The organism is Bacillus sp. HMA207, from assembly GCF_003402455.1.
GTDB classification, from domain to species: Bacteria; Bacillota; Bacilli; order Bacillales; family Bacillaceae_G; genus Bacillus_A; species Bacillus_A cereus.
This window is the reverse complement of record NZ_BEZT01000001.1, coordinates 1497469-1513675: the sequence shown is the minus strand read 5'-3', so window position 1 is coordinate 1513675 and position 16207 is coordinate 1497469. Positions and strand designations below refer to the sequence as shown.

The window sequence follows — 16207 nt, the reverse complement described above, 5'->3', positions numbered from 1 at the left end:
TTGTAAGTGTCGAACAAAAATGTACAACACCTCCTACCCGCATTATTCGCGGCTATATTTGTATAGGAAAAATAATTTTGTTTATGAACGTATCATTGTGATAACATTCACTTTTCTTGGCACAACTTACTTCCATTTAAGTTATCGTAAAACGATAAACCTATACATTCTGTAAATTTTAAATTTCTGTATTATTTTACTATTGACAAAGAATTTTGTCCATGCTTTATCGGATTTATTTTCTAAGAATAATAACTTATTAACTCTTAACGATGTAAACTCTTTTCACTAATAATGACGCCATCTTCATCCGCATAAACATATTCATTTGGATTCCAATCCACTTGTCCAAAGTGCAATGAAATATTTCGTTCTCCTTTTCCTTCTTTCACACTTCTATTTGGCATCGTTCCTAACGCTAAAATACCAATATTAATATTCTTTAGTTCACTAGAATCACGAACATACCCATTCACAATAATTCCTGCTAGCTTTCTTTCTTCCGCAATAGCTGCCAAATTATCACCAAGTAACGCACAATTAGTAGACGCTCCGCCCTCAACAACTAATACTGTTCCTTCTGGTAATGTTTGCAATCCTTCCTTCACTAGTACATTATCATCTTTCACTTTTACAGTTGCAATTTTCCCGTGGAATTGTTCTTTCTTCCCAAAAGACCGAAAAGACTGGCGACATATTTGTAATTCCTTTTCAAATTCATCACATAGATCAGTAGTTTTCCACATCTTGTTCCCTCTTTTCCTTTTTCTTTCTACATAACATATTCTTGGCTTATTATCGTTTCCCTGTCTAATATTGCAATAATTTGTATGTACGGGAAAGGATACAAAAACTATTGCCTTAAGAAGCTACCTTTATTATAATCTATTTCACAGATTAAATTCAGAATATTAAAAATTAACCAAGTAAAGAAGGAGGGATTTTATGCAAATACAAACTGAGGCAAAAAAACAACCTAGTAAACCAAAGTTTAAAATGCCTGATGCGTACGTACTACTATTTTTTATTGCCTTACTTTGCGCCATTGCTACGTACTTCGTTCCTGCTGGAGAATTTAAAAGGGTTACAAACGGGACCGTTACAACGACAATACCAGGTAGCTACCATTCTGTTCCGCAATCACCCGTAGGATTTGTTTCTTTTTTTACCGCTATTGAAAAAGGAATGACACTTGCTGCTCCTATTATCTTTCTAATTTTATTTACAGGTGGAGCCATTGCAATTCTTGAAAAAACAGGTGCTCTTGACGGTTTAATCTATCATGTTATTAACAAATTTCGTAATCAGCAATTACTTTTCATTTGTATAGTTGCTGCGCTTTTTTCTATTCTTGGAACGACTGGTATTATCGTTAACTCAGTTATCGGTTTTATCCCCATCGGCATCATCGTTGCACGCACGTTAAAATGGGACGCTATCGTCGGTGTAGCAATTATTTATTTAGGTACTTATGCTGGTTTTAATGCTACTATTTTATCTCCCTCACCTTTAGGCATTTCACAAAAGATCGCAGAACTTCCGATGTTTTCGGGAATTGGTTTACGCACAGCAATTTATATATCTTTTTTACTTGCTACCATTCTATATATAAATTGGTATGTAAAGCGCTTGAAAAAATCGAATAAAGGAAGCATCCTTGGCGACAACTGGTTTCCAAGTAACGCTCTTTCAAGCGAAAAAGAAGCAGAGAAAAAGGAAGTTCCTTGGACGATACGTCATAAATTAATTTTACTCGTTTCAGCTTTATCATTAATTGCATTTTTAATAGGCGCTTTTCGTCTACATTGGACGGACGCAGAAATGACCGCTACTTTTATTTTCATAGCAATTACAGCCGGAATAATAGGTGGCATGAAAGCAAACGATATCGCTTCTACTTTTCTAACTGGCTGCCAAAACCTTATCTACGGTGCTTTAATTGTCGGAATGGCTCGCTGTATTTCAGTCATTTTAGAACAAGGAAAATTGCTTGATACAATTGTTAACCAACTCGCACAAGCTCTCGAAGGACAAAACCCTGTATTTGGTGTTATCGGCATGTATGTGAGTAGTGCCGCATTACATTTCCTCATTTCATCCGGGACAGGAGAATCGGTTATTTTTATTCCGATATTAGCTCCATTAGCTGATTTTATGCACATTACACGCCAAGTTACAGTACAAGCTGTTATGCTCGGAGAAGGTGTAGTAAACTGCTTAAATCCAACTTCCGGTGTTTTAATGGGCGTTCTCGCAGCAAGCGGGATTTCTTATGGAAAATGGATTCGTTTCATGGCTCCACTTGCACTCATTTGGTTTATCATTGGACTTGTTTTTCTTATTGTTGGGGTGAATATTGAGTGGGGACCTTACTAAATACTTAACTAGATAAATAAGTACTATCGTTCCATATAAATATCTATTCTATTTCCCTCACTAGTCCTATAAAAATCATTTATTCTAGTAAAAATATAAGAAGGGATTGATCATAATGATCAATCCCTTTTATCAAAATATAATACCTTTAAAAATCTTAGTTCCAGATTTTATTTACCCATTCTGGATGATCAATAAAAGGATTGCGGTTATGTTGATATTTTGTAAAAATCACTTCATTACGCTTTCGCTCTAAATCATCGACCGGGTCTTGTTCATTCCATTTTAATAAGACAGATAGTTTCCCCATGTATGGATCTTTATTGTTATTCACTTTTTCATTTAGTTCTAAATCTATTTCGCCGTTGTCTCCCTCGTAACGAACAGCCATATAAAACAGCATTCTAGCAATATCTCCCTTTACACTATCACGAGGTTCCCAAGAATCACTATCATATTTACATTCTGTCGCTTCAGAATGATTCACACCACCATTATCAAAATCTAGATTTCCACGTGAACTATTTACAGATACATCCGTCGCTCTTAAATGATGTAGATCTGTTCCAGGTCCTGCAGTCGTTCCAAAGTCACCGTGAGATTTTGCCCAAACATGCTCTCGGTTCCAGTTATTTACTCCTGATCCATTCGTAAGTTTCCCTTGCGAACGACCAGTATATAAGAGTATCACATTATTTTTATTATTTGGATCTTCATCAGTATCTCTTATTGCTTCCCAAACCGCACTGTATGATAGCTTTGTATGATTATCAATAATATTATGCAGTTCCTTCTTTAATTCTAACCCCGTTTTTCCTATTGCGTTATTATAATATGTATCATCATAATTTTTCACAATAATCTCTTGTGCTGATGCAGAAGCTACTTCACCGTGTATAGTATCTGTGAATGATAGAGATGCAGAACCTAAAATAAAAAATGAAGACAGTGTAACCATAGCAATCTTTGTATTTCGAAACTTCATATACCCATTCCCCTTTAAAATATAATTTAAAGCTATTAACTAAAAAGTGCTTTCTAACCCCCGAAACCTTTTAGAAACCCATACCCCTTTTCTGTTTATTTAATACAAGACTCTATCCAGTCTGTATCACTTCTAAACTTTTTGTTTATTCACATTCCAAACAATTTCACTTTTTACAAGGAATATCCTTTTCTTATAAAGATTATTAACATATTCTTTACAACTAAAAAGTAGTTTAATATTAACTTATAAATTTAAATTTATTTATGCAATAATGCATATTTGATAAATACTTTAAAAAACAGTTTGAATAAAATGCATTCAAAGAAAACCGTGCCACAAAACAGATACGGTCTAAGACAGAAATAATAAAAATTAAGATGATAGCTCGACTTTTCCCTTTTCCATAACTATCTTTATTTTTGTGTAAAACCATTCTTTCTCTGAATAATACGTACAAAAATAGATTGGATACCATGTAGGCACCAATCTATTTTAATTAAAGAAACTGTGTCAATTCTGAGTTCACAACACGTTGTGCAGTAATAATAACATTTTCAGCTGTTAGTCCATAAACACTATATAGTCCACCAGGTTGATTAGGAACAATTTGAACTTCATATTCAAATGCTTGTCCAAGAGCAGGATGAACTAAACTTAGAGTTGCAAAAGTAGAAGCATTAGAATTCACATTGAAGTTTACCTGTTCAATTAATACTAATGAACCGTCAAGTCTAAAAACTCTAGCTACTCCAGTAAGTGGGCCCGCAGTACGGTTAAGGATCTTCACCCTAACTTTACTTGCATTAGCAGGTTGATTTCCTACGTTTTCAATTGGTCCTGTAGTAAGAGCCATATAACATCACCTCCATTATATTATTATTATATTCAATCACAAATATTAAAGTTATAATCTAATTACCCAATTTATTTAAAATAAAAAGAAGCTCCAAATTCTATTATATTTAGGTCATAGATATTAAACTTAATAAAATTAAATGCAGGAACATATTTGATATGTTCCTGCATTTTTAATGTGGGTACCGCTACATAGCCATCTAGCTAAGATTTTGAAGTACTTCAAAATCAAAAATCTCATCTCACCACAGTTTTCTATGGGAATCCAGTGAACAGCTTATTTACATAATTTTCATCATTGGAAATAAATACCAATAACTAAGCGTATTACTATTCTTTAAATGAGTAACAGTTCTAAAATTGATTTTTAATAGAAAAAAAGGGTTACAGATTCGATTGTAACCCTTTTTCCAAATATTTTTTGTTTTATACGATTTCTATAATGATTACAGGACTGAAGTATGATTCAAAATAGCGTTGATTATATGATTCCAATCGTCACAGTGAATCTCGTGACCCGATCCTTCTAAGGGTAGTAACACAGCATGCGGTATTTCATTAACAAGAGCAAGACCATGCTCGTATGAAAGCACTGTATCTTCTGTACCATGGATAACCAAAGTAGGTATATTGATTTCTTTTAATCTCCCCTCATAAGAATCCTCACCTTTAAGAAGGGAATGATTAAACATACTGAGTAGATTATTTGCCCGTTTTATTTCGTTTTCTACCTGCTTATAAGCCCTCTTCTTATCGAATTTATGCTTTGAACCACAAAGTAATGCTGATCCTGCAACCAAGTAATTTGCAACAGATTCTTCATCCGACCAATTTAGTTTGGCCGCATTAGTATGGTAAGCGAGTATCTTTTCATCGATCGGAGGCAAATTTCGGTCGTTATCTTCAGAACCAAAAATACCTGATGCAATCAAAGTTATACTTATAACTCTCTCAGGGTTCCTTAAGGCTACAATTTGAGCAATCATTCCACCCAATGACATTCCAACAATATGTGCTTCGTCAATATGATATGCATCGAGTACCCCAATCGCATCATCAGCCATATCTACCACAGTATAGTGGGAACTCCCCGGTTCATAAGTAGTTGACCGTCCGACATCTCTATTATCATAACGAATAACATATCGGCCCGTATCAGCTAATTGTTGACAAAATTCCTCATCCCAATAAACCATTGAACACATGGCTCCCATAATTAGTAAGACTGCTGGATCTGCTGAATTGCCAAAGCTCTCTGTACATATATCAATTTTATTAATTTTAATAATCTTTTCAGTCATGATTAACTCCTCATTTCATTCGTATTTAGTTAATAAAAAAAGACACAACCAAATAAACCCACACATTTCGAAAAAAATAGTCGGGCATAACGAATTGTGTTTAAAATTAACGTAAACGAATGAACTTGATAATCATGTTCAACACTCTCCTATATAATGAAAATAAGGATAAAACCCTTATTTTCATTATAACATAGCTCTATCAGTAGTAATATAGGTTCATTTCTTCTTATTTTATAGTTAAAAAAGTAATTTTTACTGTATGAATCTGCACTCTTAGTTGAAGAAAAGACGATGTATACAATATCCAAACCTAATTAATATAACGTCTCATTATCAGTAGTTAATACATCTAGAAGTCTAAAAAATATCCTCCAGTTAAGTACTCTGGAGGATATTCATATTTACATAATCATTCTTACAAGAAGCCACACAAAATGAAACCTCTTTAGTACCCAAAAGGCTTACTCTTATCTATTAATAACTGTACATCGTCTTGCTCCTCTACAGATTAAACGCTCGGCTTCTCTTAATGAAATTGGAACAAGTACAGCTTCATCAACATCGTCTTCTACATCAAAAACCGCAAATGCTTCCCCACCTACGATTAAAACACAAATGAATTCTACTTCTAAATCATCATGAGACCTAGGAATACAATTGGAAATAGTACAACGTTGAATACCCCCTGCTAACAATGTTCTAGCTTCTTGCTCAGATATTCGAATAAAAACAAATTCCTCTATGGCTACATTTCCAAATTCCACTTCAATTTCTACTAGAAGAAAGAATCTGTTTCTAATTCTCACTATACAATTTGCTCCAATTGAAATAATATCTTCATTCATTCTTTTCACCTCCTTTAATACTATAAAATTCACAAAGAGGTGAAATGGTGTGGACAAGCAAACAAAAAAGTAGTTTTTTTGAAATGTGAGAAATCAGTTAACAACTATCATCAAAAAAACAGAAAAAATACCCTACACAACAGGAAGTTTTCTCTGTTTTTAGTCTGTATACGATATTCAAAATTAGTTAACATAACGTCTCATTATCAGTAGCAATGAAAAAGGAGAACCCTGCTCTCACAAGTGAAACTTCTTTTTTAGTTCTATGAATCTAGACATTTTTTATACATTCCTATCCTAACGCGGTTTTAGTGTTCTTGTTTGTTACTGGATTAGCAAAAAAACTGTATAAAATCTTTCATACTTTTAGCCGATGGGGGCCAAAACACTGCCCCCCAATACGTGCTTTCTTAGGGTATTTCTTGAACCTCCATTAAACACTCTCCCGTCACTTGTCTATCTTTAAGAGTAACTTATTTAAAGTCCTCGCACCGAGCCTTTGTCCTCCTCCCAAAGCCAAACAAACAATTCAGATTACATGCCTATATCAAACTAAACATTCAATCTTTATCCAGTTTGTAAATAAAAAAGGACAATCAGCCCCATAATGGACTAACTATCCTATAAATTATTATCTAAATTCAATAAAGTGAAACTTTAATCAGTGGGGGTTTTGTTCATCCCCACTGATTATCAGCCCTCACCAATCGTGCTTTTACGGGCAATTAATCCCCACCTAATTTCTTTGCTTCCGCTGAATTTTGAGGTGAGGGTCTTACTTACTGCCCGGCGAATAGCGGGATAAAACCAGAACTTCTTTTCCTATGTATATTTACTTCGTTACCTCTCCAAACTGCGCTCTCGTCACTTTCGCCAAGTCATCAACTTTCAGCTCAATTTGTATACCAATTTTCCCGCCGCTCACTATCATCTTATCAAGTAATTGGGCGCTTTCATCGATACATGTAGAAAATAACTTTTTCATTCCAACTGGTGAACAACCGCCGCGAATGTATCCTGACACTTTCGTAATATCTTTAACAGGAATCATTTCAATTTTCTTTTCACTTACTGCTTTTGCGGCAGCTTTTAAATTTAGTTCCTCATCTACCGGAATAATAAACACATGATAATTTTTACTATTCCCTTGAGCGATTAACGTTTTATATACTTCTCTCACTTCTCGTCCAATTTTCTCGGCTACTGATACGCCATCAATTTTCCCATCGTCTGGATCATATGACATCATCGAATATTCAATTTTTTCTTTATCTAATATTCGCATCGCATTTGTTTTATCTTTTTTCATAACGTTCTCCTTAAAACTTTATTTCATATCATTAAGTTTTCCTTTATTATACACCCTTTTCCATTTCTCCTACATAACTTCACGTATTTTTCAAAACTAAAAATATTGATAATTCAAAAATCATCTGATATAATTTGGAAAAACTTACGTTAAGGAGAGATTTGTCATGCGAAATTTTAATACTTCTTTCCAACTTCATCATCATACGTAACGCCGTGTATCCGAAGAAAAGTTTTTCTTCGTGGGTACAGGGCTTTTCCTGTTGACCCACGAAGCGTTCATAAAGCTATGTGGGTATTTTTATACCTGCATAGCTTTTTTTAATTTAAAAAAGGAGTGATTATGATGGAAATGAGAAATGTAAAAGGAACGAAAGACTATTTACCAGAAGAACAAGTGCTGCGAAATAAAATTAAAAGAGCTTGTGAAGATACGTTTGAACGATACGGATGCAAACCTTTAGAAACGCCGACGTTAAATATGTATGAGCTTATGTCTTACAAGTACGGCGGTGGCGATGAAATATTAAAAGAAATATATACACTTCAGGATCAAGGGAAACGTGAGCTCGCCTTACGATACGATTTAACTATTCCATTCGCAAAAGTTGTGGCAATGAATCCGAACCTCCGCCTCCCTTTTAAACGTTATGAGATTGGGAAAGTATTTCGAGATGGGCCAATTAAACAAGGAAGATTTCGTGAATTTATACAATGCGACGTTGATATCGTCGGTGTTGAGTCTGTCATGGCAGAAGCTGAACTTATGGGTATGGCGTTTGAACTGTTCCGAACGTTAAACTTAGAGATAACGATCCAATATAATAACCGAAAATTGTTAAATGGTATTCTTCAGGCCATTAACATCCCTACTGAGTTAACAAGTGACGTCATTTTATCATTAGATAAAATCGAAAAGATTGGGATTGATGGTGTACGAAAAGATGTATTAGAGCGCGGAATTTCTGAAGAAATGGCTGATACGATATGTAATACCGTATTATCTTGTCTAAAGCTTACTATCGCTGACTTTAAAGAAACTTTCAATAATCCACTCGTTGCCGATGGAGTAAACGAACTACAACAATTACAGCAATATTTAATCGCCCTTGGAATAAATGAAAATACGATATTCAACCCGTTTTTAGCGCGAGGACTCACAATGTATACAGGTACTGTATATGAAATCTTTTTAAAAGATGGATCGATTACATCTAGCATCGGTAGCGGTGGTCGATACGATAACATTATCGGAGCTTTCCGTGGTGATAATATAAACTATCCAACAGTCGGTATTTCATTCGGTTTAGACGTTATTTATACAGCACTATCGCAGAAAGAAACAATCTCATCTACAGCGGCTCTATTTATCATCCCGCTTGGGACAGAGTTACAATGCTTACAAATTGCCCAGCAATTACGTTCCACCACTTCCTTAAAAGTCGAACTTGAACTAGCAGGACGCAAATTAAAACGCGCCCTTAATTATGCCAATAAAGAGAATATACCTTATGTGCTTATTATTGGGGAAGACGAACTTAGTACAGAAACCGTTATGCTGCGGAATATGAAGGAAGGTAGTGAAGTGAAGGTTCCGATTTCTTCTTTAAGTAGTTATTTATAATACGAACCACCCTCGTTTGGGTGGTTTTTCTATTTTATAGATACCTAACAATTAGTTTACATAAAATTATTATAATCTATTAAAAATACAAATAAACAATATCCAATTACCTATTATTTTTGGTAATATATAGATATGAATTGTTTTAGGAGGATTAACTTTGAAAACCTACATTCAAGCACTAAAGTGGACTACAGGGATCTATCATCTTTTATTACTTCCTTGTTATTATGTATTTCCAAGTCTTGTTAACCTATATGGGTTACCTTTACTACTATTGATTGTTTTTCATATCACTACTATTTTATTAGCTAAAAAAGAAGGCATGAATACGTACCCTCAGTATATCGGTATTATCGTTACTCTAGTTGCCTTCTTTCCTTATATAGACATCTTTCTACATATGATAGCAGCCATTTTCCTTTTATTAGATGCTGCTTCTACGAATGCAAAAGAAGTGTATGATTCATAGATGGATAAAATGAAACTTTCATCCATTGAGTTTTGAAATAGGTCAGCAAAAAGGGTTTACTTTTTAAGTAAACCTTTTTTCATTTTTAATTACTTTCCTTACTTCAGAATAATAAAAGAATATTCTGTTTAATTTTTATAAATTTCTAAATATTTATAAAACATTCAAATTAACATACATTTTAGTTATGTAAAAAATCTAAGTTTTAAGGAGATGAATCCATGCTGAAAAAGTTGGTAGCAGGTGCATTATTAACTGTCTCGTCGTTAACTGGAGGACTGGGATCAGTATCAGCTAGTACCGAAAAAGATTATACGATTTCCTCTTTCGAATATGTAACTGTAGATGAAAAGACTGTTGATTCGTTTAACAAATTGAGTGCTCCATCAAAGGAAGACGTAAAAATAACGTTAGTTCTACCGAAACAAAATCAAAATGGAGACTGGTTATCTTATGGATTTTCGAGCAAAGAAAGTTTAGAGTCTTTTATTGAAAAAGATAAACAAAGGTTGAATCATTCAATCACTCCCCTTGGTGTTGGAGGAAGCGGACCTGGTAGTACAGACTTCTATAAACTTACAAATCAAGGTAGCGAGTATTTTTCTCTAAGTAGCGGTTATAAAAACTTGTCTGCTAGTTGGCAAAATCAAATTGTTTCTGTACGTACAGCAGCTCCTACTGCTAGCTACTCAACAACACTATGGGAACGTACTTCAACTGACGGATATGGAAAAGGTGTTGTTTTTAAACATGCTGATTGGTATGGTCAAACTGCAAACTTAAATAACTTTCCAACTTCAGCAGTTGAAGTTAAAAAGTAAAAAATATAGAAATAAAAGGTGTTTTCACGTATGGAAACACCTTTTATTTCTACAACTATTTCACATAACTCGTCTATATCAATTTCAACTCTTAACTATTATTTTTCGTATTCCTATTCTCCAAAACCTTCTCCATATTATGAGTTGCCCATTCCATCATTAATAGAATCACTGGACGTAGTGATTCACCAAGCTCAGTTAACGAATATTCAACTTTAGGTGGTACTTCACGGTATACTTCACGATGTATAATCCCATCAGCTTCAAGTTCTCTCAGCTGCAGTGTTAACATCCTTTGTGTGATATTTGGTTTTAATCTTTTTAATTCATTAAACCGCTTTGTACCATCTAATAAATGATACAAAATTACCCCTTTCCATTTCCCTCCAATCACCTCAACCATAGCTTCAACTGGACAAGAATATTTATTTAAAAATGGGTAATTTATATTATTTTCATTTGAACAATCCATAATAAATCCCTTCCCTTATCAATAGTATCTTTTTTGATACTATACCACATAAATGTGCGTACTTGTATCTGTGTTACTTTAAAAATATAATTTACTTACAAAAATAAATTCATGAAAAGAGGAACTTTTATGACAAATACAAATGAAATTACAAAAGAAAAGATTATGGAGGCTTTTCATTTCAGACATGCATGTAAAGAATTCGATCCTATGCACAAAATTTCAGAAGAGGATTTCAAATTCATTTTAGAAACAGGCAGATTATCTCCTTCTTCTTTTGGATATGAGCCTTGGAAATTTATTGTCGTACAAAATAAAGAATTAAGAGAAAAACTACAACCGTATTCATGGGGCGCTGGTGGGCAACTTGCAACAGCTAGTCATTTTGTTATTGTTCTTTCAAGAAACATTAAAGATATGCATTATGATGCAGAGTATATTAAATATATGATGAACGATATTATTGGATTGCCTGAAGACACTCAAAAAATTAGATATGAATTCTTCAAAAAGTTCCAGGAATCAGATTTTAACTTATTACAATCCGATCGTGCTGTATTTGATTGGGCATCTAAACAAACTTATATTGCTTTAGGTAATATGATGACGAGCGCAGCTCAAATCGGTATTGATTCTTGTCCAATAGAAGGATTTGATAAAGAGGAAGTAGATTCTTTACTTCGTCAAGAAGGCATTATACAAGGCGATAATCTTGAAGTATCAGTTATGGTTGCCTTTGGTTACCGTAAAGAAGAGCCAAAGCGTGATAAAACAAGACAGACTATGGATACAATTGTTGAATGGATTAAGTAATATAGCACAGACAAATAATGCTCCTAATAGCTGTATACTCATACTAAAGAAGAATGAATTGTTTTCTTACGTATGAATTTGGTTTTTCATGGAAAGATATGTTAGTATGTATACAGTTTGAGTGCTCTATTTTTAGAGTCGAACAGGAGGAGAATGAATATGTCTGATATTGAAGTTGGCGAAGTGTTTACTCTTAGTGATGAGAATAACGAAGAGCAAGAAGTAGAAGTACTTGGAGCGATGGATGTCGAAGGTGCAGAATATATTGCAGTTGCCTTTGTTGAAGATATCCAAACAGAAACTGAGGAAGACATTGATATTTTCTTTTTGAAAGTAGAAGAAGATAATGAGTTTTCATACATTGAAAATGATGAAGAGTTTGATAAAGTATCTGCTGCGTTTGAAAAGATTTTGGATGAGCAAGAGCAAGAATAGTATGAATGAAAAACACGCGGGCGGATGTATATCCGCCCTCTTTTTATTTATTACTCATCCAGAGACTCACGCAGTAATTGCAGTACATCTTTCATCGCAAAAGGTCCATCTTTTTTAACATGTTCCGCAAATTCTGAAACGAGACGTAATGTTCTTACACTTTCGATTGGATGCTCTCCTGATGCACTTTCAGCTGAAAGCATAACTGCATTCGTTCCGTCCAGTACAGCTTGAAACACATCAGTCACCTCTGCCCTTGTTGGAATAGAATGATCTACCATAGATTGAAGCATTTGTGTTGCTGTAATGACATATGTATTCGTTCGATTACATTCCTGAATCATTATTTTCTGTAAAAGCGGAATGCATTGATACGGTAACTCTACTCCTAAATCGCCCCTTGCAATCATAATTCCATCTGCTTCTTTACATATATCTTGAAAATTCTCGATTGCTTCCATCGTTTCTATTTTTGCAATTATATTAGGTGACGTTTCTTTATACTGTTGTATAAAATCTCGTATTTCTTTTATATGACTAGGTTTTCTTACGAAAGAACACGCGATAAAATCAACATTCTCCTCTAAAAGAAACTGAATATCTTTTTTATCTTTCTCTGTAATAGCTGGTAAACGAACAGCCGCATCTGGTAAATTAACTCCTTTATGAGATGAGATATTGCCACCTGTTTTTACCTTCGTTTCTATTTTGTCCGTACTTATCTTTTCAACAATTAATTCAACTTCTCCATCATTAATTAAAATTCTACTGCCTACTTTTACATCATTCGCAATTCCTTCATAATCAACACTCGCTTCTGTATTACTCCCTGTAACTGATTGTGTATGTAAAATAAAAGAATCTCCTGCCTGAAGTGTAATTTGCTCTCCCTTCACTTCACCTAATCTTATTTTAGGTCCTTGTACATCACCCAAAAATTTAATAGAGTCATCTAATGATTTCACTAAACGAATGATGTCTTTATGACTTTCATGCGTGCCATGCGATAAATTCAGTCGAACAATTTTCATACCATTCTTTATTAACTGTGCTAACGTTTCTTTATTATTACTTGCGGGTCCAATTGTACAAATTCGATCGATTGTCATTTTTGTCACCATCCTTTTTTTAATAAGTTTCCCATATGAACTTAAAAATAACAGAGATTCTGACATGAATAGATTTAAATTTACACGAATTTCATAAAGTTAAACCTGTATCCCTTGCTGGCTAAGCATTAGAAGATATATTCGCTTTTTTGCAAATGAAGACATGTTGAATCGAAAGTAAAAGAAAAGTTAAGTATGGAATAAACCATTGAGAGTTTCGAAATTTTCATATATTGTATGAATTGAGTTCGAACTCAAAAATTTAAAAAGGTGGGAAAATTAGTGAATATGAAAAAATCTTTATCGGTGACAACTTTAGGGTTAGCGGTTTTAGGTTTTGGTTTTACTAATAACGCAAGTGCTTCAGAGGTCGATACTGTAGACAAGCAGCCCGTTTTAGTTGACTTTGATACAATTCAATCAACAAAAACATCTAGTGTTCCTAGTTTGACTATTGCAGCTGCACCTAAGAATGACTCTAACATTAGCGTATATACTCCCTTTTTTGGTAACCCCTATGCAGTTGCTAAATCGAAATCAACTACGACCGAAGACTATGTTTATGCAAAAGCAAGAACTTTCAATGGCGATGGCTCATTAGTGAATACGAAAAGTAATAGTGCAAAAAAATCATCCTTTGTAAGTGCTACAGCGACCAACACAAGCATTTATTATGGAGATGATTACGCTATCGGTAATCATACCTATAAATTAAGTGGTTATAATGATGTGAATCACGAAACAAAAGCTTTCTGGTAAGAAAGAGAAAAAAGATATGCATCTTGCATATCTTTTTTCTCTAATATTTTACATATATTGAGGTGCTATTTATGAAACAAATATATATTATTAGCGGTGTTTTACTTATTTCATTACTTACAATTTATATTTTGTTCAATACTTCATTCATACAACCTCATCCACCTTCCATAGAAAATAAACGAGAGCAACAAACCAATACTATTTCTTACGGATTGAAGGATAATCAAGGCCAACATATTAACAATGGTAGTACAATTACTAGTGAGGATAATAAAATTAATGTAACATTATCATTCGTACATACTATTAATGAAAACCGAAAATATGGATTAATTGTTCTAGAAGATTACGAACAAAAACCTTTTAAAATAGAAGATACTACTAATGAAATATCACACTATTTTTTTGATATGAAACCAAACAGTTCAATTACTACGAAAATCTCTTTACGCACTTCTCCTAATGCAAGTGAATTAACCTTTTTAATAATTAAAAAACCTGAATACAAATTAAAAGATAATAACTTAAATAAAGCAGCTATTTTAGAAGATATTCTAAGTATGCGATATTCAATGCATCCTCTTCAGAAAGAAAACGAAAAAATAAAACTCTCCCTTATAAATCCAGATGCTATTTTAAAAGATGGTCTTTACGAACCAGTATTTGTTACGAACCGTGAAGAGAACTTACAAACTGTCTTCTTTGAAAAGGAAGGCAAGCAATTAATTTTATCAAACGGTAATGAAACAAATGATGAAATGACTTACGCAATCGTGGCTTTTAAAGATTGGAAACAAGTTGAAATATTTAACAATAGAAAAGTCGTTTATACTAAGGTTGCACCTGAAACAAGACAAATCTTTAATTTCACATTGCCTTCAGTGGATCAGGAAAGTAATTTGCAACTCGTCGCTTTTCCATTTCCTTATAAAGTTAGCGAAGAAGATTATATCAGTCAACAAGCATTCAGTTCCTTTCGCATCGTAATTGAAAATGAAAATAAATAAGTTATACTGTGCACATTACAACAAACTAAAAAAGGCCTACTCACACGAGTAGGCTTTTGAAACTATGAAAGTTTCGTCAATAACTGATTTAAATCTTTTTTCGTTTTCGTCGTTAATGATTTCATTTTATTAATATCGATTTTTTCTTTCTCCGCTCCTACAATTAACGGATACATACTTTGACCGATTGTTTTAGAATCCGTCGGATGTGATGCTTCTAGCTCTTTTTCAATCACATCCCACTTTTCATTAATTTGTTTGCCAAGCTTATTCACTGTTTCCAATTTTGGATTAGCAGCTAACTGCTTGTCCAAGCTATCAATTAATGCTACAACTTCTTTAACATTCGTTTTCACAGCAACACTTTTCTTCGGATCTTTCGTTGTCTTTCCATTATTGTTTGTGCTTGTACTTGTACTTTGATCTGTTGTTTTCCCGCTAGTCGTTTGATCATTCGTTTTTCCTGTCGTCTCTTTTTCTTTTGTTTTTACATTTTCGTTTTGAGTTGACGTTTTGCCGTTACTTTCTGTCCCTGATGATTCTTTCGTATTTTTTGCATCCTTATCTGTTTTTTCATTTGAAGAAGTATTTGTTTCTTTTTCAGTATCTTTCGTTGTTTTTGACGCTTCATCTGCACTTGTCGTTTTTGCTTCTCCATCATTTTGCGCAGTTACTTGCTCTTTCTTTTCCGTTTCTTTATCTGCTGAAGGACTACAAGCTGCCATAGTAAGCATTGTACCAATTGTTATCGATGCGATAGCGACCTTTTTCATTTTCATATAAATCCCCCTATGTTTTACATAATTTATCCTCCCCTTTACGATTCGATTCCCCCTTAAAAAATCCCTTTTCATACGAATTATCATCTTTCCGACAGTAATCTTCATAATAATACGTACAAAAACTGATAAACTCATTTTAATATTCGAGTTTCTTCTACTTCATTTTTCTACTCGCAAGTAAAAGAAAAAGAGTATATTGTCACATTAAGAATTACTATCTTCATATGACGATAT

17 protein-coding genes are annotated in these 16207 nt (G+C 33.7%); 8 read left to right on the top strand and 9 right to left on the bottom strand.

The window, feature by feature from the left end; genetic code table 11:
* Positions 1 to 266 precede the first annotated feature (266 nt).
* Positions 267 to 746: a ribonuclease E activity regulator RraA gene (gene rraA, locus HMAS_RS07980; RefSeq protein WP_000266044.1), complete on the bottom strand. Its 480-nt coding sequence runs from the start codon at positions 744 to 746 to the stop codon at positions 267 to 269.
* Positions 747 to 945: 199 nt separating this feature from the next.
* On the opposite strand from rraA, the gene HMAS_RS07975 reads away from it, so the two are divergent.
* Positions 946 to 2376, top strand: a complete 1431-nt coding sequence (locus HMAS_RS07975; protein ID WP_001166965.1) for a YfcC family protein — start codon at positions 946 to 948, stop codon at positions 2374 to 2376.
* A gap of 157 nt (positions 2377 to 2533) precedes the next feature.
* On the opposite strand, the gene HMAS_RS07970 is transcribed toward HMAS_RS07975, so the two are convergent.
* The 5 genes from HMAS_RS07970 to ybaK form a co-directional block, all read right to left on the bottom strand.
* Positions 2534 to 3361, bottom strand: coding sequence for an endonuclease I family protein (locus tag HMAS_RS07970; RefSeq protein ID WP_000672188.1), 828 nt, complete (start codon positions 3359 to 3361; stop codon positions 2534 to 2536).
* A 499-nt stretch (positions 3362 to 3860) separates the two neighbouring features.
* Positions 3861 to 4217 carry an ATPase gene (locus HMAS_RS07965; protein ID WP_116344749.1) on the bottom strand — a complete coding sequence of 119 codons (357 nt, stop codon included), beginning with the start codon at positions 4215 to 4217 and terminating at the stop codon, positions 3861 to 3863.
* Positions 4218 to 4665: 448 nt separating this feature from the next.
* Positions 4666 to 5520, bottom strand: a complete 855-nt coding sequence (locus tag HMAS_RS07960) for an alpha/beta fold hydrolase (RefSeq protein ID WP_025708764.1) — start codon at positions 5518 to 5520, stop codon at positions 4666 to 4668.
* A 470-nt stretch (positions 5521 to 5990) separates the two neighbouring features.
* On the bottom strand, positions 5991 to 6368 hold the full coding sequence (locus HMAS_RS07955; RefSeq protein ID WP_001001282.1) for a hypothetical protein: 378 nt from the start codon (positions 6366 to 6368) through the stop codon (positions 5991 to 5993).
* Positions 6369 to 7200: 832 nt separating this feature from the next.
* Entirely contained in the window at positions 7201 to 7677 is a 477-nt protein-coding gene (gene ybaK, locus HMAS_RS07950; protein ID WP_000710857.1) for a Cys-tRNA(Pro) deacylase, read from the bottom strand.
* Positions 7678 to 8022: 345 nt separating this feature from the next.
* Between ybaK and HMAS_RS07945 the strand changes: the two genes are divergently transcribed.
* The 3 genes from HMAS_RS07945 to HMAS_RS07935 all read left to right on the top strand — a co-directional run bounded on the left by HMAS_RS07945 (position 8023) and on the right by HMAS_RS07935 (position 10593).
* Positions 8023 to 9300, top strand: a complete 1278-nt coding sequence (locus tag HMAS_RS07945) for a histidine--tRNA ligase (protein ID WP_116344748.1) — start codon at positions 8023 to 8025, stop codon at positions 9298 to 9300.
* A gap of 160 nt (positions 9301 to 9460) precedes the next feature.
* Positions 9461 to 9772, top strand: coding sequence for a hypothetical protein (locus tag HMAS_RS07940; protein ID WP_000860724.1), 312 nt, complete (start codon positions 9461 to 9463; stop codon positions 9770 to 9772).
* A gap of 221 nt (positions 9773 to 9993) precedes the next feature.
* A complete protein-coding gene (locus HMAS_RS07935) occupies positions 9994 to 10593 on the top strand; it encodes a hypothetical protein (RefSeq protein WP_000914421.1) in 600 nt (199 codons plus the stop codon).
* A 91-nt stretch (positions 10594 to 10684) separates the two neighbouring features.
* On the opposite strand, the gene HMAS_RS07930 is transcribed toward HMAS_RS07935, so the two are convergent.
* Positions 10685 to 11065, bottom strand: a complete 381-nt coding sequence (locus HMAS_RS07930) for a winged helix-turn-helix transcriptional regulator (RefSeq protein ID WP_000340659.1) — start codon at positions 11063 to 11065, stop codon at positions 10685 to 10687.
* 129 nt (positions 11066 to 11194) lie between these two features.
* Between HMAS_RS07930 and HMAS_RS07925 the strand changes: the two genes are divergently transcribed.
* Both HMAS_RS07925 and HMAS_RS07920 read left to right on the top strand, forming a co-directional pair.
* Positions 11195 to 11878: an NAD(P)H-dependent oxidoreductase gene (locus tag HMAS_RS07925; protein WP_000185709.1), complete on the top strand. Its 684-nt coding sequence runs from the start codon at positions 11195 to 11197 to the stop codon at positions 11876 to 11878.
* Between the two features lie 153 nt (positions 11879 to 12031).
* Positions 12032 to 12313, top strand: a complete 282-nt coding sequence (locus HMAS_RS07920) for a DUF1292 domain-containing protein (RefSeq protein WP_002005464.1) — start codon at positions 12032 to 12034, stop codon at positions 12311 to 12313.
* Positions 12314 to 12363: 50 nt separating this feature from the next.
* On the opposite strand, the gene HMAS_RS07915 is transcribed toward HMAS_RS07920, so the two are convergent.
* Positions 12364 to 13422 (bottom strand): pyruvate kinase, encoded by a 1059-nt coding sequence (locus tag HMAS_RS07915; protein ID WP_000151083.1) that lies wholly within the window; start codon positions 13420 to 13422, stop codon positions 12364 to 12366.
* 282 nt (positions 13423 to 13704) lie between these two features.
* On the opposite strand from HMAS_RS07915, the gene HMAS_RS07910 reads away from it, so the two are divergent.
* Both HMAS_RS07910 and HMAS_RS07905 read left to right on the top strand, forming a co-directional pair.
* Positions 13705 to 14181 (top strand): hypothetical protein, encoded by a 477-nt coding sequence (locus HMAS_RS07910; RefSeq protein WP_001056353.1) that lies wholly within the window; start codon positions 13705 to 13707, stop codon positions 14179 to 14181.
* A 71-nt stretch (positions 14182 to 14252) separates the two neighbouring features.
* Positions 14253 to 15191: a hypothetical protein gene (locus HMAS_RS07905; RefSeq protein WP_000810153.1), complete on the top strand. Its 939-nt coding sequence runs from the start codon at positions 14253 to 14255 to the stop codon at positions 15189 to 15191.
* A gap of 62 nt (positions 15192 to 15253) precedes the next feature.
* Here the strand turns inward: HMAS_RS07905 and HMAS_RS07900 are convergent, their stop codons facing one another.
* Entirely contained in the window at positions 15254 to 15970 is a 717-nt protein-coding gene (locus HMAS_RS07900; protein WP_000782545.1) for a hypothetical protein, read from the bottom strand.
* Positions 15971 to 16207: the final 237 nt, after the last annotated feature.